We start from the raw sequence: 18,429 nt of genomic DNA, 5'->3' as shown, positions 1-18,429 counted from the left end.
AAGCAGGATGCGATAAAGCAGGAATTCAGAAAAATAGCTTTTTTTCTGTCGGCCATTCATATCTGATATAGCCACTGTCATTACGCAGGGCGTTGCCGTGAAATTGTCCGTTCGCCATATCGAAGTGTTCCGCGCCATCATGGCGGCGGGCAGCGTCACCGCCGCAGCTCGCCTGCTGTTCACTTCGCAGCCCACCGTCAGCCGCGAGCTGGCCCGGCTGGAGCAGGTCAGCGGGCTGAACCTGTTCCAGCGCGAAGGTGGGCGGCTGGTGCCGACAGCCCAGGCACTGCTGTTGATCGAGGAGGTGGAGCGCGCCTATGTCGGGCTGGAACGGATCGACCGCTTTGCCCAGGCCATTCGCAATTTCGAGCAAGGCCGGTTGGCCATCACCTGCCTGCCGCTGTTCTCGCAAACCCTGCTGCCCAAGGCCTGCCAGCGCTTTCACCAGCAGCACCGGGGGGTGAGTGTGAGCATTCTGGCCCAGGAATCGCCGTTGCTGGAGGAGTCACTGGTGGCCCAGCAGCACGACCTGGGCCTGACCGAGGTCGAGCAGATACCGCGCGGGGCGTATGGGGAGCGGCTGTTCAGCGCCAACATGGTGTGCGTGCTGCCCGAACACCACCCGTTGCAGGCCAAGGCCGAGCTGGCGTTGAGCGATTTTCACGAAGTCGATTTCATCAACCTGGCCAGCCTGGACACCTACCGCCAGCAACTGGACCAGCACTTTCGCGCGGCGGGTGTGAACCGCCGCACGGTGATCGAGACGACCAGTGCGGCTTCGGTCTGCGCCATGGTGCGCCAGGGCCTGGGGGTTGCCATCATCAACCCGCTGAGCGGCCTGGAGGCCGCGCAGGGCGGGCTGCCGATCCGGCCGTTGCGGGTATCGGTGCCATACCAGGTGATGCTGATCCGCCCGGATCATCGGCCGGCTTCGGCTGCGGTGGAGCCGTTTTGTGAGGCATTGCGGGCGCAGGCTAAAGCAATGCAACAAGCGCTGGCATGAGCAGGGGCGACGCGCGGCGTATGAAGCCCTAAAGCTCGCAGACGAAGGTGCCAGTGCCGGCCAGGATGTTCTCCAGGGTTTCCTTCACCTCATCCAGGTCACTGAGGTCGCTGGTCAGGTTGATTTCCAGCACCTCATCCCCCTTCAGCGCATCGCGGTCACCGGCGGCCACTTCGATCAGCAGGCGCTTGGCACTCAAGGTCACTTTCAGCCCGTCCAGCGTCGACGGCTCGTCATCCAGGGTCAGGTCGACGGTGTCTTCGTCCGGGTAGCGGGTAAGCAGGAACATCTGGCCCTTGTCGCTGTGGCAGCACAGGGTCGCCATGTTGTCTTCCTCGTCATCGCAAGGGGTGGCGAACAGCAGGGCGGTGTTGATTTGCATGAGCAGGCTCGGATCAAAGGAAACGGAAGGGAATTCTGACAGTCTTGGCTACATGCATAAACGTAAAGTTACCGCCCCTTGACCGAAATTGTCGCAGCGCTGCAAGCCTTGATGACCGATCAGTCGTTAAGCTTCGCCAAGCCCGGGCGTGCCTGCGCACGTTCCACCTCTGGTTTTTACCGTCCGCCTTGCCACGGGTTGGCTATCGTTGATCCGTAAATGGCGCACGCAGCGACGCTTCAACTATTACAAAGCCCAAGCGGAGTACCACAGATGGCGTTCTTCACCGCAGCCAGCAAAGCCGACTTCCAGCACCAACTGCAAGCGGCCCTGGCGCAGCACATCAGCGAACAGTCCCTGCCACAAGTGGCGCTGTTCGCCGATCAGTTCTTCGGCATCATCTCTCTGGACGAACTCACCCAGCGCAGGCTTTCCGACCTGGCCGGCTGCACCCTGTCGGCCTGGCGCATCATCGAGCGTTTCGACCCCGAGTCCCCGCAAGTACGCGTGTACAACCCCGATTACGAACGCAACGGCTGGCAGTCGACCCACACCGTGGTCGAGGTGCTGCACCACGACCTGCCGTTCCTCGTCGACTCGGTACGTACCGAGCTCAACCGCCGCGGCTATAGCATCCACACCCTGCAAACCACCGTGCTCAGCGTGCGCCGGGGCGCCAACGGCGAGCTGCTGGAGCTGCTGCCCAAGGGCAGCCGGGGCGAGGGGGTGCAGCACGAGTCGCTGATGTACCTGGAGATCGACCGCTGCGCCAACGCCGCCGAACTGGCCGTGTTGACCCGCGAGATCGAACAGGTGCTGGCTGAGGTTCGGGTGGCGGTTGCCGACTTCGAGCCGATGAAAGCCAAGCTGCAGGAAGTGCTCGCCAAGGTGGAGCAAACCGCGTTCGGCCCGGCGCAAAACGAGAAGGGCGAGGTCAAGGCCTTCCTCGAGTGGCTGCTGGACAACCACTTCACCTTCCTCGGCTATGAGGAATTCACCGTTGCCAGCACCGCCGATGGCGGCCAGATGGTCTACGACGAACAGTCGTTCCTCGGCCTGCCGCGCCGCCTGCGTGTGGGCCTGACGGCCGACGAGCTGCGCATCGAAGACTACGCCGTGGCTTACCTCAACGAGCCGCTGCTGCTGTCGTTCGCCAAGGCCGCGCTGCCCAGCCGCGTGCACCGCCCGGCCTACCCGGACTACGTCTCGATCCGCCAGCTGGACGCCGACGGCAAGGTCATCAAGGAGCACCGCTTCATGGGCCTGTACACCTCGTCGGTGTACGGCGAAAGCGTGCATGCCATACCGTACATCCGCGGCAAGGTCGCGGAAGTGGAGCGCCGTTCGGGCTTCGATCCCAAGGCTCACCTGGGCAAGGAGCTGGCCCAGGTGCTGGAGGTGCTGCCGCGCGACGACCTGTTCCAGACGCCGATCGACGAGCTGTTCACCACGGTCATGGCGATCGTGCAGATCCAGGAGCGCAACAAGATCCGCGTGTTCCTGCGCAAGGACCCGTACGGCCGCTTCTGCTACTGCCTGGCCTACGTGCCGCGGGAAATCTACTCCACCGAAGTGCGGCAGAAGATCCAGCAGGTATTGATGGAGCGCCTGAAGGCCAGCGACTGCGAGTTCTGGACGTTCTTCTCCGAGTCGGTGCTGGCCCGCGTGCAGTTGATTCTGCGGGTCGACCCGAAAAACCGCATCGACATCGACCCGCAGCAGCTGGAGCGCGAAGTGGTGCAGGCCTGCCGCTCGTGGCGCGACGACTATTCTGCGCTGGTCGTGGAGAACTTCGGCGAAGCCCAGGGCACCAACATCCTGGCCGACTTCCCCACCGGCTTCCCGGCGGGCTACCGCGAGCGTTTCGCCGCCCACTCGGCGGTGGTAGACCTGCAGCACGTGCTCAACCTGTCGGAAAGCAAGCCCTTGGCGATGAGCTTCTACCAGCCGTTGACCCAGGTCGGCGAGCGCATCCTGCACTGCAAGCTGTACCACGTGGACACGCCGCTGGCGCTGTCCGATGTGTTGCCGATTCTGGAAAACCTCGGCCTGCGCGTACTCGGCGAGTTCCCGTACCGGCTGCGCCATGCCAGTGGCCGTGAGTACTGGATCCACGACTTCGCCTTCACCTACAGCGAAGGCCTTAGCCTGGATATCCAGCAGCTCAATGACACCCTGCAGGACGCGTTCATCCATATCGTGCGCGGCGATGCCGAGAACGATGCCTTCAACCGCCTGGTACTGACCGCCGGCCTGCCTTGGCGCGACGTGGCACTGCTGCGTGCCTACGCCCGTTACCTCAAGCAGATCCGCCTGGGCTTCGACCTTGGCTACATCGCCAGCACCCTGAACAACCACACTGACATCGCCCGTGAGTTGACCCGGCTGTTCAAGACCCGCTTCTACCTGGCGCGCAAGCTGACCCAGGACGACCTGGACGACAAGCAGCAGCGCCTGGAACAGGCCATTCTGACCGCGCTGGACGAGGTGCAGGTACTCAACGAAGACCGCATCCTGCGCCGCTACCTGGACCTGATCAAGGCCACCCTGCGCACCAACTTCTACCAACCGGACGCCAACGGCCAGAACAAGTCGTATTTCAGCTTCAAGTTCAACCCGCGGCTGATTCCCGAGCTGCCCAAGCCGGTGCCCAAGTTCGAGATATTCGTCTATTCGCCGCGGGTCGAGGGCGTGCACCTGCGCTTTGGCAACGTAGCCCGTGGCGGCCTGCGCTGGTCCGACCGCGAAGAAGACTTCCGTACCGAAGTGCTCGGCCTGGTCAAGGCCCAGCAGGTGAAGAACTCGGTGATCGTGCCGGTGGGTGCCAAGGGCGGCTTCCTGCCGCGGCGCCTGCCGCTGGGCGGCAGCCGTGACGAGATCGCGGCCGAAGGCGTGGCGTGCTACCGCATCTTCATTTCCGGCCTGCTCGACATCACCGATAACCTCAAGGATGGCGGCGTGGTGCCGCCGGCCAACGTGGTGCGCCACGACGATGACGACCCGTACCTGGTGGTGGCGGCCGACAAGGGCACCGCGACCTTCTCCGACATCGCCAACGGCATTGCCATCGACTACGGCTTCTGGCTGGGCGACGCCTTCGCCTCGGGCGGTTCGGCCGGCTACGACCACAAGAAAATGGGCATTACCGCGCGCGGCGCCTGGGTCGGCGTGCAGCGGCACTTCCGTGAGCGCGGCATCAACGTGCAGGAAGACCCGATCACCGTCATCGGTGTGGGGGACATGGCCGGCGACGTATTCGGCAACGGCCTGCTGATGTCCGACAAGCTGCAATTGGTGGCCGCGTTCAACCACCTGCACATCTTCATCGATCCCAACCCCGAGCCGGCTTCCAGCTTCGCCGAGCGCAAGCGCCTGTTCGACCTGCCGCGCTCGGCCTGGACCGACTACGACACCAGCATCATGTCCGAAGGCGGTGGCATCTTCCCGCGCAGCGCCAAGAGCATTGCCATCAGCCCGCAGATGAAGGAACGCTTCGCCATCGAAGCCGACCGCCTGACCCCGACCGAGTTGCTGAACGCGTTGCTCAAGGCCCCGGTCGATCTGCTGTGGAATGGTGGGATCGGCACCTACGTCAAGGCCAGCAGCGAAAGCCACGCCGACGTCGGCGACAAGGCCAACGACGCGCTGCGGGTCAACGGCAACGAGCTGCGCTGCAAGGTGGTGGGCGAGGGTGGCAACCTGGGCATGACCCAGCTTGGCCGGGTGGAGTTCGGCCTGCACGGCGGGGCGACCAACACCGACTTCATCGACAACGCCGGCGGCGTGGACTGCTCTGACCACGAGGTCAATATCAAGATCCTGCTCAATGAAGTGGTGCAGGGTGGCGACATGACCGAGAAGCAGCGTAACCAGCTGCTCGGCAGCATGACCGATGAAGTCGCCAGCCTGGTGCTGGGCAACAACTACAAGCAGACCCAGGCGCTGTCGCTGGCCGCCCGCCGCGCCCGTGAACGCATTGCCGAGTACAAGCGCCTGATGGCTGACCTGGAGGCGCGGGGCAAACTGGACCGTGCCATCGAGTTCCTGCCGTCCGAGGAGCAACTGGCCGAACGCCTGGCCGCCGGCCATGGCCTGACCCGTGCCGAGCTGTCGGTGCTGATCTCGTACAGCAAGATCGACCTCAAGGAGCAGTTGCTGAAGTCGCAGGTGCCCGACGACGACTACCTGACGCGCGACATGGAAACCGCCTTCCCGCCGTCGCTGGTCAGCAAGTTCGCCGAATCCATGCGCCGCCACCGCCTGAAGCGTGAAATCGTCAGCACCCAGATCGCCAACGACCTGGTCAACAATATGGGCATCACCTTCGTCCAGCGCCTGAAGGAGTCGACTGGCATGAGCCCAGCCAACGTGGCCGGGGCCTACGTGATCGTGCGCGACATCTTCCACCTGCCGCACTGGTTCCGCCAGATCGAGACGCTTGACTACCAGGTGCCGGCGGAGGTCCAGCTGACCTTGATGGACGAGCTGATGCGCCTGGGCCGCCGTGCAACCCGCTGGTTCCTGCGCAGCCGCCGCAACGAGCAGGACGCCGGGCGCGACACCGCGCACTTCGGGCCGAAAATCGCGCAGCTCGGGCTCAAGCTCGATGAGTTGCTCGAAGGCCCGACCCGCGAACGCTGGATGGTGCGCTACCAGGGCTTCGTCGAGGCTGGCGTGCCGGAACTGCTGGCGCGCATGGTGGCCGGTACCAGCCACCTGTACACGTTGCTGCCGATCATCGAAGCGGCTGACGTTACCGGGCATGAGCCGGCGCAGGTGGCCAAGGCGTTCTTCGCCGTGGGCAGCGCGCTGGACCTGACCTGGTACCTGCAGGAAATCAGCAACCTGCCGGTGGAAAACAACTGGCAGGCGCTGGCCCGCGAGGCCTTCCGTGACGACATCGACTTGCAGCAGCGGGCGATCACCATTTCGGTCCTGCAAATGGCCGACGGGCCGCAAGACATGGACGCCCGCGTGGCGCTGTGGGCCGAGCAGCACCGGGTGATGGTAGAGCGCTGGCGCGCGATGCTCGATGACCTGCGCAATGCCAGCGGCAACGACTATGCGATGTATGCGGTGGCCAACCGCGAGCTGGTCGACCTGGCCATGAGCGGGCAGGCAGCGGTGGTGCCTTCTTAAGCTGCAAGCTACAAGCTGCAAGCGGAGCTCACTGGTTTCGCTTGCAGCTTCTGGCTTTAGCACCGTTTAGATCGCGTACACAGCCCCCGCTTTTTCTTGAAGCTTGAAGCTTGAAGCTTGAAGCTTTCCTACTTGAACCGCCGCTCCACGCCTTTCTCCACCAGGATCTTCGCCGAGATCTCTTCCACCGAAAAATGCGTGGAATTGATGTTGGGAATGTTCTCCCGGCGGAACAAACTCTCCACCTCGCGCACCTCGAACTCGCACTGGGCAAAGCTTGAGTAACGACTGTTGGGCTTGCGCTCGTGGCGGATGGCCGTGAGGCGGTCAGGGTCGATGGTCAGGCCGAACAGCTTGTTGTGGTGCTTTTTCAGCACTGCCGGCAACTGCAGGCGTTCCATGTCGTCTTCGGTCAGGGGGTAGTTGGCGGCGCGGATGCCAAACTGCATGGCCATGTACAGGCAGGTTGGGGTCTTGCCGCAGCGCGACACACCCACCAGGATCAGGTCGGCCTTGTCGTAGTAGTGCGTGCGCGCGCCGTCGTCGTTGTCCAGGGCGAAGTTCACCGCCTCGATGCGTTCCATGTAGTTCGAATTGCCGCCGATCGAATGGGACTTACCCACTGAATACGACGAATGGGCGGTCAATTCCTGCTCCAGTGGGGATAAAAACGACGAAAAGATGTCGATCATGAAGCCATTCGACGTGGCCAGGATCTCACGTATGTCCTGGTTGACGATGGTGTCGAAGATGATCGGGCGCACCCCGTCACGCTCGGCCGCGGCATTGATCTGCTGGACCATGGTCCGCGCCTTCTCGGGCGAATCGATGTACGGCCGGGTGAATTTGTTGAACGGGATGCTCTCGAATTGCGCGAGCAGACTCTGGCCCAAGGTTTCGGCTGTGATACCGGTGCCATCGGAGATGAAGAACGCGGTTCGTTTCATTTGCGACCTGGGCCTTAAGCTGATGAAGATTCTTGGATATGATAAGTTCGGTTTGCCGAATGCGGCTGTCGACATTCTGCCACATTTGCAAAGCCTATTTTCCAGGTACAGGCCACAAACGCCCGGCCAAGTCATAGCGGACAGGCGGGCGCCCTTTGAGCTTTTCCAACACAGTTAGTGGAGAGATCACCTTGGTAGAGTACGTAGTTTCCCTCGATAAGCTCGGCGTCCATGATGTGGAGCATGTGGGGGGCAAGAACGCATCCCTGGGCGAGATGATCAGCAACCTTGCCGGTGCTGGTGTATCGGTGCCGGGCGGCTTTGCCACTACGGCGCAGGCGTACCGCGATTTTCTCGAGCAGAGTGGCCTCAACGACCGAATCCATGCGGCGCTCGACGCCCTCGACGTGGATGACATCAACGCCCTGACCAAGACCGGCGCGCAGATCCGCCAGTGGGTCATGGAAGCCGACTTCCCGGCGCGTCTGGATTCGGAAATCCGTACGGCGTTTGCCGAAATGGCCGCTGGCAACGACAACATGGCCGTTGCCGTGCGCTCCTCTGCCACTGCTGAAGACTTGCCGGACGCCTCGTTCGCCGGCCAGCAGGAAACGTTCCTCAACATCCGCGGCGTGGACAACGTGATCCGCGCGGCCAAGGAAGTGTTCGCTTCGCTGTTCAACGACCGTGCCATTGCCTACCGCGTGCACCAGGGCTTCGATCACAAACTGGTCGCCCTGTCTGCCGGTGTGCAGCGCATGGTTCGTTCCGAAACCGGCACCGCCGGTGTCATGTTCACCCTCGATACCGAATCGGGCTTCCGCGACGTGGTGTTCATCACCGGCGCCTATGGCCTGGGTGAAACCGTGGTACAGGGTGCGGTCAACCCTGACGAATTCTATGTGCACAAGAACACCCTGCAGGCTGGCCGCCCGGCTATCCTGCGCCGCAACCTGGGCAGCAAGGCGATCAAGATGGTCTATGGCGACGAAGCCAAGGCCGGCCGTTCGGTGAAAACCGTGGAAGTCGACCGCGCCGAACGTGCGCGGTTCTGCCTGAGCGACGCCGAGGTCAGCGAACTGGCCAAGCAGGCGATGATCATCGAGCAGCACTACCAGCGCCCGATGGATATCGAATGGGCCAAGGACGGTGACGACGGCAAGCTGTACATTGTCCAGGCCCGCCCTGAAACCGTGAAAAGCCGCTCCAGCGCCAATGTCATGGAGCGCTACCTGCTGAAAGAAAAGGGCACGGTACTGGTCGAAGGCCGTGCCATCGGCCAGCGCATCGGCGCCGGCAAGGTCCGCGTGATCCACGATGTATCGGAAATGGACAAGGTGCAGCCAGGCGACGTGCTGGTTTCCGACATGACCGACCCGGACTGGGAACCGGTAATGAAGCGCGCCAGCGCCATTGTCACCAACCGCGGCGGCCGTACCTGCCACGCGGCGATCATTGCCCGTGAGCTGGGTATTCCGGCCGTGGTCGGTTGCGGCAACGCCACCCAGGTGCTCAAAGACGGCCAGGGCGTCACGGTTTCCTGCGCCGAAGGCGACACCGGCTTCATCTTCGAGGGTGAACTGGGCTTTGACGTCAAGCAGAACTCGGTCGATGCCATGCCCGAGCTGCCGTTCAAGATCATGATGAACGTCGGCAACCCGGACCGGGCCTTCGATTTTGCCCAGTTGCCCAACGCAGGCGTGGGCCTGGCGCGCCTGGAATTCATCATCAACCGCATGATCGGCGTGCACCCCAAGGCACTGCTGAACTACGCAGGCCTGCCTGCCGACCTCAAGGACAGTGTCGACAAGCGCATTGCCGGCTACAACGACCCGGTCGGCTTCTACGTCGAGAAACTGGTCGAGGGCATCAGCACCCTGGCCGCGGCCTTCTACCCGAAAAAGGTCATCGTGCGCCTGTCGGACTTCAAGTCCAACGAGTACGCCAACCTGATCGGCGGCAAGCTGTACGAGCCGGAAGAAGAGAACCCGATGCTGGGCTTCCGCGGTGCCTCGCGCTACATCAGCGAGTCGTTCCGTGACTGCTTCGAACTCGAGTGCCGCGCGCTCAAGCGCGTGCGCAACGAGATGGGCCTGACCAACGTTGAAATCATGGTGCCCTTCGTGCGTACCCTGGGCGAGGCCAGCCAGGTCGTCGACCTGCTGGCCGAAAACGGCCTGGCCCGTGGCGACAACGGCCTGCGCGTGATCATGATGTGCGAGCTGCCGTCCAACGCCATTCTCGCCGAGGAATTCCTGGAGTACTTCGACGGCTTCTCGATCGGCTCCAACGACCTGACCCAGCTTACCCTGGGCCTGGACCGTGACTCGGGCATCATTGCCCACCTGTTCGACGAGCGTAACCCGGCCGTGAAGAAGCTGTTGGCCAACGCCATTGCCGCGTGCAACAAGGCTGGCAAGTACATCGGCATCTGCGGTCAGGGCCCTTCGGACCACCCGGACCTGGCCAAGTGGCTGATGGAGCAGGGCATCGAAAGCGTGTCGCTGAACCCCGACTCGGTACTCGAAACCTGGTTCTTCCTCGCCGAAGGCCAGGGCGCAGCCTGACGCAATAAAACGCGGGGGGCGTCTGGCGTGCCCCCGCCTGGTTTTTTCCAGGGCGAGTTCCAGCAATGGATCCCGCCCTTTTTTGTGCACCAAGCAACCTTATGCAAAGCAGTAGCCGTTTATTTCCCGTGGCCTTGCTCAGTGCCGAGCGCCGCGGCGACCTCAGTGAAGACGTGTACCGGATCAAGGCCGGCAACAGCCCTGATCCCAGTGTGGAATTGGCCGTTACCCGCCTGGGGCTGGCCGACCAGGAGCACGCCCAGGGCGTGCCGGTGATTCTGCTGCATGGCAGTTTTTCCAACCGGCGTTTCTGGTATTCGCCCAAGGGCATCGGCCTGGGGGCCTATCTGGCTCGGGCCGGTTTCGACGTATGGATCCCGGAAATGCGTGGCCACGGCCTGTCGCCACGCAATACAGCCTGGCGCCACAATAGCGTAGCCGGCTATGCCCGGGACGACCTGCCAACCATCAACGACTTCGTGCGCGAAAAAGCCGGCCAGGCGCCGCACTGGGTGGGCCACTCACTGGGTGGAACAACCTTGGTGGCAGCCTTGGGTGGCGGTTTTCTGACCGCCGACCAGGTCGCGAGCGTGGCCCTGTTCGGCACACAGGTCAGCCGTGTGTACTGGCCGTTGAAAGTCCCGCCAGTGGCCTGGGGCGCGAAGTGGCTGCTCAAGCGCTGGGGGCAGATTTCCGGGCCGCGCTTCAAGCGTGGGCCAGAGGACGAACCCCTGGGGCTGGCCCTGGAAAGCCTGCGCTGGCATGGCTTGTTCGGGCGTTTTGGCGACAAGAAGCAGGATTGGTGGGCAGGGCTGGCCGAGGTGGATGTGCCGCTGTTGGCAGTGGCCGGCGCCGGCGACTTCCAGGACCCGGTGTGGGCCTGCCGCAAGCTGTTCGAGCAGGTGGGGGGCGAGCGCAAGCAGTTCCTGCGGCTGGGGCGTGAAGAAGGTTTTGAAGCCTTCGGGCATGTCGACATGCTGGTGAGCAAGGCTGCGCAGGTGCAGGTGTGGCCGCTGGTGGAGCGCTGGCTGCGTAACCCGCTGTTGCCGGTGCATGCGTCTACAGTGGTTGCAGAGCCTGTGCCGGTCAGCTGAGTTTGCGTCGCCTGTGCTGGCCTCTTCGCGGGCGCGCCCGCTCCTACAGGTACTGCACAAGCCTGCGAACCTGTGACAATCCTGTGGGAGCCGGCTTGCCGGCGATAGGGCCGGCACAGGCAAAACACACATGACTACCTAGTCCCGGATGACTGCAATGGGCTCTACGGTGTAGCCTTGGCCGATACCCGCTTTCGTTGTGACTGACAGGAGCTTCCCATGCAGCATTACGTAACGCCCGACCTGTGTGACGCCTACCCGGACCTGGTTCAGGTGCTGGAACCGATGTTCAGCAACTTCGGTGGCCGCGATTCGTTTGGCGGCCAGATCGTCACCATCAAGTGCTTCGAGGACAACTCGCTGGTCAAGGAGCAGGTCGAACTCGATGGCAAAGGCAAGGTGCTGGTAGTCGATGGCGGTGGGTCGCTGCGTCGGGCATTGCTGGGGGATATGCTTGCCGAGAAGGCTGCCAGAAACGGCTGGGAAGGCTTGTTGATCTACGGCTGCGTACGCGACGTCGATGTATTGATCCAGACCGACGTCGGCGTGCAGGCGCTGGCCAGCCACCCTATGAAGACCGACAAGCGCGGCATCGGTGACCTCAACGTGGCAGTGACCTTCGCCGGCGTGACGTTCCGCCCGGGCGAGTATGTGTACGCCGACAACAATGGCGTGCTGGTGTCGCCAAGCCCGCTGAAAATGCCGGAGTGATGCGCCGCACGCGCTGATGGAGCTTTGATGTTCGAGGAAGACAACGCGCAGTGGGGGCTGGTGCATGCCCTGGTGCTCGATGGCAAAGGCGGCGCGCGCTCGATTGCCCGTACCGAACTGGCTGACCTGCAATTGCAGCCCCAGCAGAGCCTGTGGCTGCACTGGGACCGCAGCCATCCGCAAACCCGTACCTGGCTGCTGAATGAAAGCGGCCTCAGCGAGTTCGCCTGCGAGCTGCTGCTGGAGGAAAACACCCGCCCGCGCTTGCTGCCCATGGCCGATGAACAGCTGCTGCTGTTCTTGCGTGGGGTCAACCTGAACCCGGGTGCCGAGCCGGAAGACATGGTCTCGGTGCGCATTTTCGCCGAGGCGCAGCGGGTCATCTCGCTGCGCTTGCGGCCCCTGCGCGCCAGCGACGAGGTGCTCCAGCTACTGGAACAGGGCAGGGGGCCCACATCCGCATCCGAGCTGCTGCTGCTGATGGGGGAACTGCTGACCGAAAAGGTGCAGGGCCTGGTCAGTGACCTCGCCGAACTGGTCGACCTGGAAGAAGAAAAGGTTGAATCCGACGAACGGTATACCCCCGAACAAGGCAGCCTGCAGCAGATCCGTCGGCGGGCCGCCGGGTTGCGCCGATTCCTGGCCCCGCAACGGGAAATCTATGCCCAGTTATCACGCAGCAAGTGGAGCTGGTTCGCCTATGCCGATGCCGATTACTGGAACGAGCTGAACAACAGCCTGATCCGCTACCTGGAGGAGCTGGAGCTGACCCGCGAGCGCGCCGCGCTGGTGCTGGAGAGCGAAGACCGTCGCCGTAGCGAGCGGATGAACCGCACCATGTACCGCTTTGGCATCATCACCTGCATCTTTCTGCCGATGAGCTTCATCACCGGGTTGCTGGGCATCAACGTCGGTGGCATTCCGGGGGCGCAAAACCCCTACGGCTTCCTGTTCGCCTGCATTGTGGTGCTGGGGCTGGCGGTGGGGCAGTGGTGGTTGTTCCGCCGGTTGCGGTGGGTATGACGCGTGGGTGGGCTGCAGGCGAACATCACACCATTCGAAACATTCGTGCCAATCGGATGTGTGACCCATCGCCGGGCCATCTCGTCTCTAGGTGACACTGCGCGAGGTGCACATGCACGATCCGTTTGAAGAATCCCTGCGCGACCTGCTCAAGGCGTCACCCTCCGGCAACGACCGGGACGACCGGGATGACGCTGCCTGCTTGGGCCGCGTGCTGAAAACCGCCAACCGCCAGGTCGGTGCGGGTGATCTGTTCAGCTTGCTTGGCCGCTGGAGCCAGGCGCTGCTGATCGCCGTGAACAATGGCTCGGCGCATGTCGCGCCGGTGCGTCGACACACTTCCCGCAACGCTGCCACTGGCAGCAAAGCAGATAAGGCCGATTGAATATGGAACTCGATCTCTGGACCCAGAGCCTGGTCACCGCGATGACCGCCCTTTGGACCAAAGTGGCGAACTTCATCCCTAACCTGTTCGGCGCACTGGTCGTGGTGCTGCTCGGTTTCGTGGTAGCCAAGCTGCTCGATACACTGCTCTCCAAACTGCTGGCCAAATTCGGCCTGGACCGCCTCATGGCCGGTACCGGCCTTACCAAAATGCTGGGCCGGGTCGGCATACAAGTGCCCATTTCCACCCTCATCGGCAAGATCGTCTACTGGTTCGTTCTGCTCATCTTCCTGGTTTCCGCCGCTGAATCGCTGGGCCTGGAGCGGGTTTCGGCGACCCTCGACATGCTTGCCCTGTACTTGCCGAAGGTGTTCGGCGGGGCCCTGGTGTTGCTGGCCGGCGTGCTGCTGGCACAGGTGGCCAATGGCCTGGTGCGCGGTGCTGCAGAAGGCATTGGCCTGGAGTATTCGGCTGGCCTGGGGCGCATCGCGCAAGGGCTGGTCATCATCATCAGCATTTCGGTGGCCATCAGCCAGCTGGAGGTGAAAACCGACCTGCTCAACCATGTGATCGTCATCGGCCTGATTACCGTTGGTCTGGCGGTTGCCCTGGCCATGGGCCTGGGCAGCCGCGAAATTGCCGGGCAGATTCTGGCCGGCATTTATGTTCGCGAGTTGTACCAGGTAGGCCAGCAGGTGCGGATTGGAGAGGTCGAAGGGCTCATCGAGGAAATCGGCACGGTGAAAACCACCCTGCTGACCGATGGGGGGGAGCTGGTGTCGTTGTCCAACCGCGAGCTGCTGGAACAGCGAGTCAATAGCCGCTAACCGCGTGAAAGCTGTTAATGTATGCCGCCGCGAAATTCGACCCACGGGGTCGCGCGGCGACATTGACCTGACTGTCGGCCAGATCCGTTTTGAATAAAGTTCCTACGCCGCCCATGCGTTATGACCCTCGCGAGCTCACCGACGAAGAGTTGGTGGCGCGTTCGCATGAGGAGCTGTACCACGTCACCCGCGCCTATGAGGAGCTCATGCGGCGCTACCAGCGGACCCTGTTCAACGTTTGTGCACGTTATTTAGGGAACGACCGTGACGCGGACGATGTCTGTCAGGAAGTGATGCTGAAGGTGCTGTACGGCCTGAAGAACTTCGAGGGTAAATCCAAGTTCAAGACCTGGCTCTACAGCATCACCTACAACGAGTGCATTACCCAGTACCGCAAGGAGCGCCGCAAACGCCGGTTGATGGATGCCCTGAGCCTGGACCCTGTTGAAGAGGCGTCCGAGGACAAGGCACCGAAGCCGGAAGAAAAAGGCGGGCTGGACAAGTGGCTGGTGCATGTGAACCCGATCGACCGCGAGATCCTGGTGCTGCGTTTTGTCGCAGAGCTGGAGTTCCAGGAGATCGCCGACATCATGCACATGGGCCTGAGCGCGACGAAGATGCGATACAAGCGTGCGCTAGACAAGCTTCGTGAGAAATTTGCGGGCCTCGATGAAACTTAGTCGTCTGCAAATATCTCTAACGAATCGGCGAGTTCTGCTAGACTTGCCGTCGAGTTGTCCCCCTTGTTTATGGTGGGACTGCTTAACTATCACCAGATGGGGATTTAACGGATGAAATTGAAAAACACCTTGGGCTTGGCCATTGGTTCGCTCGTAGCCGCCACCTCGATTGGCGCTATGGCACAAGGTCAAGGCGCCGTCGAGACTGAAATCTTCTACAAGAAAGAATTCTTCGACAGCCAGCGCGACTTCAAGAACGACGGCAACCTGTTCGGCGGTTCGATCGGTTACTTCCTGACCGACGACGTTGAACTGCGTCTGGGCTACGACGAAGTGCACAACGCTCGTGGCGATGACGGCAAGAACATCAAGGGCTCGAACACCGCCCTGGACGCCGTTTACCACTTCAACAACCCGTACGACGCTATCCGTCCGTACGTTTCCGCTGGTTTCTCGCACCAGTCGCTGGGCCAGACCGGCCGTGGCGGTCGTGACCACTCCACCTTCGCCAACGTTGGCGCCGGTGCCAAGTGGTACATCACCGACATGTTCTACGCCCGTGCTGGCGTTGAAGCCCAGTACAACATCGACCAGGGCGACACCGAGTGGGCCCCAAGCGTTGGTGTTGGTCTGAACTTCGGCGGTAGCCCGAAGCAAACCGCAGCCCCTGCTCCAGCACCTGTTGCTGAAGTTTGCTCCGACTCCGACAACGACGGCGTGTGCGACAACGTCGACAAGTGCCCAGACACCCCGGCCAACGTTACCGTTGACGCCGACGGCTGCCCGGCTGTTGCCGAAGTCGTTCGTGTTGAGCTGGACGTGAAGTTCGACTTCGACAAGTCGGTCGTCAAGCCAAACAGCTACGGCGACATCAAGAACCTGGCTGACTTCATGAAGCAGTACCCACAAACCACCACCGTGGTTGAAGGTCACACTGACTCCGTGGGTCCAGACGCTTACAACCAGAAGCTGTCCGAGCGTCGTGCCAACGCTGTCAAGCAAGTCCTGACCCAGCAGTACGGCGTAGAATCCAGCCGTGTTGACTCGGTTGGCTACGGCGAAACCCGTCCGGTTGCTGACAACGCCACCGAAGAAGGCCGTGCTATCAACCGTCGCGTTGAAGCTCAGGTAGAAGCCCAGGCCAAGTAATTGGTTTGAAGCTTCACGAAAAACCCGGCCTCGGCCGGGTTTTTCTTTGGCTGGGTTTTACCGGCCGGCGGGCCGTGGCTGTCAGCCGGTAGCGGCCACCCACTGCTGAGCCACCTGCGTCCCAACCACCTCGCCAATCACCAGGATCGCCGGGCTACGCAAGGCGAACCCACGCGCATCCTCGACCATCCCCTGCACATCGCTCCTGCACTCGCGTTGCTCGGGCAGCGAGGCATTCTCGATCATGGCCACCGGCATGCCGGGTGCCATCCCCCCGTCCAGCAACCCTTGGCGGACCTGCTCCAGCCGGGCCACGCCCATGTACACCACCAACGTGGTCCCAGCCTGGGCCAATGCTGCCCAGTTCAGTGCGCTGTCATCCTGGGTATGCGCGGTCACCAGCGTTACCCCGCGGCTGACGCCCCGCGAGGTCAGGGAAATACCGCACTGCGTGGCGCCTGCCAGGCCTGCGGTGATGCCGTTGACAATTTCCACCTCGATACCATGCCCCTGCAGCCACACGGCCTCCTCGCCGCCGCGGCCGAAAATGCACGGGTCGCCACCCTTGAGCCGCACCACACAGCGCCCTTGGCGGGCGTGGCGCAACATCAGGCGCTGGATGAACGCCTGCGGCGTCGAGCGGCAGCCGCCACGCTTGCCCACTGCAATAACCCGCGCCTGCGGGCAATGTTCCAGCACTGCCGGATTGACCAGGTCGTCGATCATCACCACTGCCGCTTCCTGCAAGGCGCGTACAGCCTTGAGGGTGAGCAGTTCCGGGTCACCCGGGCCGGCACCGACCAGCCACACTTTTGCATTCATTCGCGTTTCCTCATTGGCAAGGTGCATTCAGCCCTTGAGCAGGGTGAGCAGCAATATCAGGTTGATCAGTAACGACAGCACGGCCAGGGTGCGCCAGACTTTCAGTGGCTCGCGCTCAAGCAATGGCCGCGGGCGGCCGGGTAGTTCCTGGCGGTCACCCCGTTCGAGCAGTAGCAACCAGTGTTCGGCGGTTTCGAAGCGCTGCGCCGGGTCGGCGGCCACGGCCTGCTGCAGGTTGTGCTGCAGCCACTCCGGCAGGTCGGGCCGGTAGCGCGCCGGGTTGACCGGTTGGCCGAAGCGCGGCCGCTGAAAAACTTCCACTTCCCCATACGGGTAGTGCCCGGTCAGCAGGTGATACAGCGTCACGCCTGCGGCATACAGGTCCTGGCGTGGGCTGGGCGGCTGGCCGTCGAAGGCTTCCGGGGCGATGTAGGACGGGGTGCCGGGCAAGGCATGTTGCGGGTCTTCGCAGAGCCCGGGGCAGTACGCCAGGCCGAAGTCCAGCAGGCGCAACTGGCCATCGCCGCCCAGGTGCAGGTTGTCGGGCTTGATGTCGCGGTGCAGCAGGTTGCGCCGGTGCAGCACCCCTACCGCCTGTAGCAACTGCCGGGCGAGCTCCAGCCACTGGGCCAACGGCAGTGGGCCATTTTCGGCCAGTAGTGCGGCCAGGCTCTGGCCCGGGTATTCGCGCATCACGTAGTACAACTGCTGGCGCTGGCTGCAGGCGTGCAGCTCGGGAAAGTGCCGGCCGGCGACCCTGCGCATGAACCATTCTTCGAGCAGCAGGCCCTGCGCCGCACCAGGCTCCTGCCGCCGCTCGGGCGGCAAGGTCTTGAGCAGCCACGCCTGGCCCTGGCCATCGCGCACCCGGTACAACAGGGACTGACGGCTGTGTGCGCGCAGTTGTTCGACCTGCCAGCCATCGATCGACTGGCCTGCCCGTAACGGCTCGGGCACGGGCCAGTGCTGCAGTTGGGCCAAGGTGTCACCAAGGTTCGCCGTGCCCGGTTGTTCGACCTGCACCAGCATGGCGCTGGCGTTATCCTGGCTACCGTTGAGGTGGGCGCTGGCAACCAACGTGTCCACGGCCAGCTGCAGGTCGGGTTGCTCGCGCAGCACCGCCTGGATGTGCTGGTCGCCCAGGCTGGCCCACACACCGTCGCTGACCAGCAGATAACATTCACCCGGCTGCAATTCGCCTTCCAGGTAATCCACCAGCAGATGCTGGTCCAGGCCCAGCGCGCGTTTGAGTACATGCTGCATGCCGGGCTGGTCCCAGACATGGTCTTCGCTCAGGCACTGCAGCTGGCCGGCGTGCCAGCGATACACCCGGCAGTCGCCTACGTGGGCCAGGGTGAAGCGCCGCCCGCGCAGCACCAGTGCGCTGAGGGTGGTCAGCAACGGCTGGCCATTCCCTTGGGCGCGCAGCCAGCGGTTCTGTGCCAGCAGCAGGCGGTCGAGGGCCTGGGCCACGCCCCAGGTGGCCGGCGTGGCGTAGTAGTCCAGGGCCAGCGCCTGCAGGCTGGCCCGCGCGGCAAGGCCGCCGTCGGCACATTGGCTGACCCCGTCGGCCAGGGCGAACAGGTAGCCCTTGCTGGCGGCCAGTTCGGGCGCCGGGGTGACCAGGCGCAAGGCATCCTGGTTTTCCGCGCGCGGCCCGGTGGCGCTGGCCTGGGCAAAGCTCAGTTGCAGGCTCATGG

14 protein-coding genes are annotated in these 18,429 nt (G+C 63.0%); 10 read left to right on the top strand and 4 right to left on the bottom strand.

What is annotated here, in order from left to right:
• Window positions 1-97: 97 nt before the first annotated feature.
• Entirely contained in the window at window positions 98-1,003 is a 906-nt protein-coding gene (locus tag AACG97_RS19655; protein ID WP_125855035.1) for a LysR family transcriptional regulator, read from the top strand.
• Window positions 1,004-1,031: 28 nt separating this feature from the next.
• On the opposite strand, the gene AACG97_RS19650 is transcribed toward AACG97_RS19655, so the two are convergent.
• On the bottom strand, window positions 1,032-1,385 hold the full coding sequence (locus AACG97_RS19650; protein ID WP_009684028.1) for a hypothetical protein: 354 nt from the start codon (window positions 1,383-1,385) through the stop codon (window positions 1,032-1,034).
• 273 nt (window positions 1,386-1,658) lie between these two features.
• Between AACG97_RS19650 and AACG97_RS19645 the strand changes: the two genes are divergently transcribed.
• Window positions 1,659-6,524, top strand: a complete 4,866-nt coding sequence (locus tag AACG97_RS19645; RefSeq protein ID WP_232555139.1) for an NAD-glutamate dehydrogenase — start codon at window positions 1,659-1,661, stop codon at window positions 6,522-6,524.
• A gap of 128 nt (window positions 6,525-6,652) precedes the next feature.
• On the opposite strand, the gene ppsR is transcribed toward AACG97_RS19645, so the two are convergent.
• Complete coding sequence (ppsR, locus tag AACG97_RS19640) at window positions 6,653-7,471, bottom strand: posphoenolpyruvate synthetase regulatory kinase/phosphorylase PpsR (RefSeq protein ID WP_009684026.1); 819 nt, start codon at window positions 7,469-7,471, stop codon at window positions 6,653-6,655.
• Window positions 7,472-7,662: 191 nt separating this feature from the next.
• Between ppsR and ppsA the strand changes: the two genes are divergently transcribed.
• The 8 genes from ppsA to AACG97_RS19600 all read left to right on the top strand — a co-directional run bounded on the left by ppsA (window position 7,663) and on the right by AACG97_RS19600 (window position 15,907).
• A complete protein-coding gene (gene ppsA, locus AACG97_RS19635) occupies window positions 7,663-10,038 on the top strand; it encodes a phosphoenolpyruvate synthase (protein WP_029887870.1) in 2,376 nt (791 codons plus the stop codon).
• A 101-nt stretch (window positions 10,039-10,139) separates the two neighbouring features.
• On the top strand, window positions 10,140-11,132 hold the full coding sequence (locus AACG97_RS19630) for an alpha/beta fold hydrolase (protein WP_225786018.1): 993 nt from the start codon (window positions 10,140-10,142) through the stop codon (window positions 11,130-11,132).
• A gap of 219 nt (window positions 11,133-11,351) precedes the next feature.
• Window positions 11,352-11,843, top strand: a complete 492-nt coding sequence (gene rraA / locus AACG97_RS19625; RefSeq protein ID WP_009684023.1) for a ribonuclease E activity regulator RraA — start codon at window positions 11,352-11,354, stop codon at window positions 11,841-11,843.
• A 27-nt stretch (window positions 11,844-11,870) separates the two neighbouring features.
• Complete coding sequence (locus AACG97_RS19620; RefSeq protein WP_054905094.1) at window positions 11,871-12,866, top strand: zinc transporter ZntB; 996 nt, start codon at window positions 11,871-11,873, stop codon at window positions 12,864-12,866.
• A 112-nt stretch (window positions 12,867-12,978) separates the two neighbouring features.
• Window positions 12,979-13,251, top strand: a complete 273-nt coding sequence (locus AACG97_RS19615; RefSeq protein ID WP_009684021.1) for a hypothetical protein — start codon at window positions 12,979-12,981, stop codon at window positions 13,249-13,251.
• A gap of 2 nt (window positions 13,252-13,253) precedes the next feature.
• Entirely contained in the window at window positions 13,254-14,078 is an 825-nt protein-coding gene (locus AACG97_RS19610) for a mechanosensitive ion channel family protein (RefSeq protein ID WP_009684020.1), read from the top strand.
• A 113-nt stretch (window positions 14,079-14,191) separates the two neighbouring features.
• Window positions 14,192-14,758 carry an RNA polymerase sigma factor SigX gene (sigX, locus tag AACG97_RS19605; protein ID WP_003248665.1) on the top strand — a complete coding sequence of 189 codons (567 nt, stop codon included), beginning with the start codon at window positions 14,192-14,194 and terminating at the stop codon, window positions 14,756-14,758.
• Between the two features lie 111 nt (window positions 14,759-14,869).
• Window positions 14,870-15,907, top strand: coding sequence for an OmpA family protein (locus AACG97_RS19600; protein WP_009684019.1), 1,038 nt, complete (start codon window positions 14,870-14,872; stop codon window positions 15,905-15,907).
• Window positions 15,908-15,988: 81 nt separating this feature from the next.
• Here the strand turns inward: AACG97_RS19600 and cobA are convergent, their stop codons facing one another.
• Both cobA and AACG97_RS19590 read right to left on the bottom strand, forming a co-directional pair.
• Window positions 15,989-16,729, bottom strand: coding sequence for a uroporphyrinogen-III C-methyltransferase (gene cobA / locus AACG97_RS19595; RefSeq protein ID WP_115294488.1), 741 nt, complete (start codon window positions 16,727-16,729; stop codon window positions 15,989-15,991).
• A 27-nt stretch (window positions 16,730-16,756) separates the two neighbouring features.
• On the bottom strand, window positions 16,757-18,427 hold the full coding sequence (locus tag AACG97_RS19590) for a bifunctional protein-serine/threonine kinase/phosphatase (protein ID WP_009684016.1): 1,671 nt from the start codon (window positions 18,425-18,427) through the stop codon (window positions 16,757-16,759).
• Window positions 18,428-18,429: the final 2 nt, after the last annotated feature.

The organism is Pseudomonas sp. Nvir, from assembly GCF_963778085.1.
Lineage (GTDB): Bacteria > Pseudomonadota > Gammaproteobacteria > Pseudomonadales > Pseudomonadaceae > Aquipseudomonas > Aquipseudomonas juntendi.
This window is presented reverse-complemented; position numbering and strand designations above follow the sequence as displayed.

Bases quoted from the DNA above. Each gene is read 5' to 3' on its own strand.
- AACG97_RS19650 (WP_009684028.1), bottom strand. From the start codon at position 1,385: ATGCAAATCAACACCGCCCTGCTGTTCGCCACCCCTTGCGATGACGAG.
- AACG97_RS19645 (WP_232555139.1), top strand. From the start codon at position 1,659: ATGGCGTTCTTCACCGCAGCCAGCAAAGCCGACTTCCAGCACCAACTG.
- ppsR (WP_009684026.1), bottom strand. From the start codon at position 7,471: ATGAAACGAACCGCGTTCTTCATCTCCGATGGCACCGGTATCACAGCC.
- AACG97_RS19630 (WP_225786018.1), top strand. From the start codon at position 10,140: ATGCAAAGCAGTAGCCGTTTATTTCCCGTGGCCTTGCTCAGTGCCGAG.
- rraA (WP_009684023.1), top strand. From the start codon at position 11,352: ATGCAGCATTACGTAACGCCCGACCTGTGTGACGCCTACCCGGACCTG.
- AACG97_RS19620 (WP_054905094.1), top strand. From the start codon at position 11,871: ATGTTCGAGGAAGACAACGCGCAGTGGGGGCTGGTGCATGCCCTGGTG.
- AACG97_RS19615 (WP_009684021.1), top strand. From the start codon at position 12,979: ATGCACGATCCGTTTGAAGAATCCCTGCGCGACCTGCTCAAGGCGTCA.
- AACG97_RS19610 (WP_009684020.1), top strand. From the start codon at position 13,254: ATGGAACTCGATCTCTGGACCCAGAGCCTGGTCACCGCGATGACCGCC.
- sigX (WP_003248665.1), top strand. From the start codon at position 14,192: ATGCGTTATGACCCTCGCGAGCTCACCGACGAAGAGTTGGTGGCGCGT.
- AACG97_RS19600 (WP_009684019.1), top strand. From the start codon at position 14,870: ATGAAATTGAAAAACACCTTGGGCTTGGCCATTGGTTCGCTCGTAGCC.
- cobA (WP_115294488.1), bottom strand. From the start codon at position 16,729: ATGAATGCAAAAGTGTGGCTGGTCGGTGCCGGCCCGGGTGACCCGGAA.
- AACG97_RS19590 (WP_009684016.1), bottom strand. From the start codon at position 18,427: ATGAGCCTGCAACTGAGCTTTGCCCAGGCCAGCGCCACCGGGCCGCGC.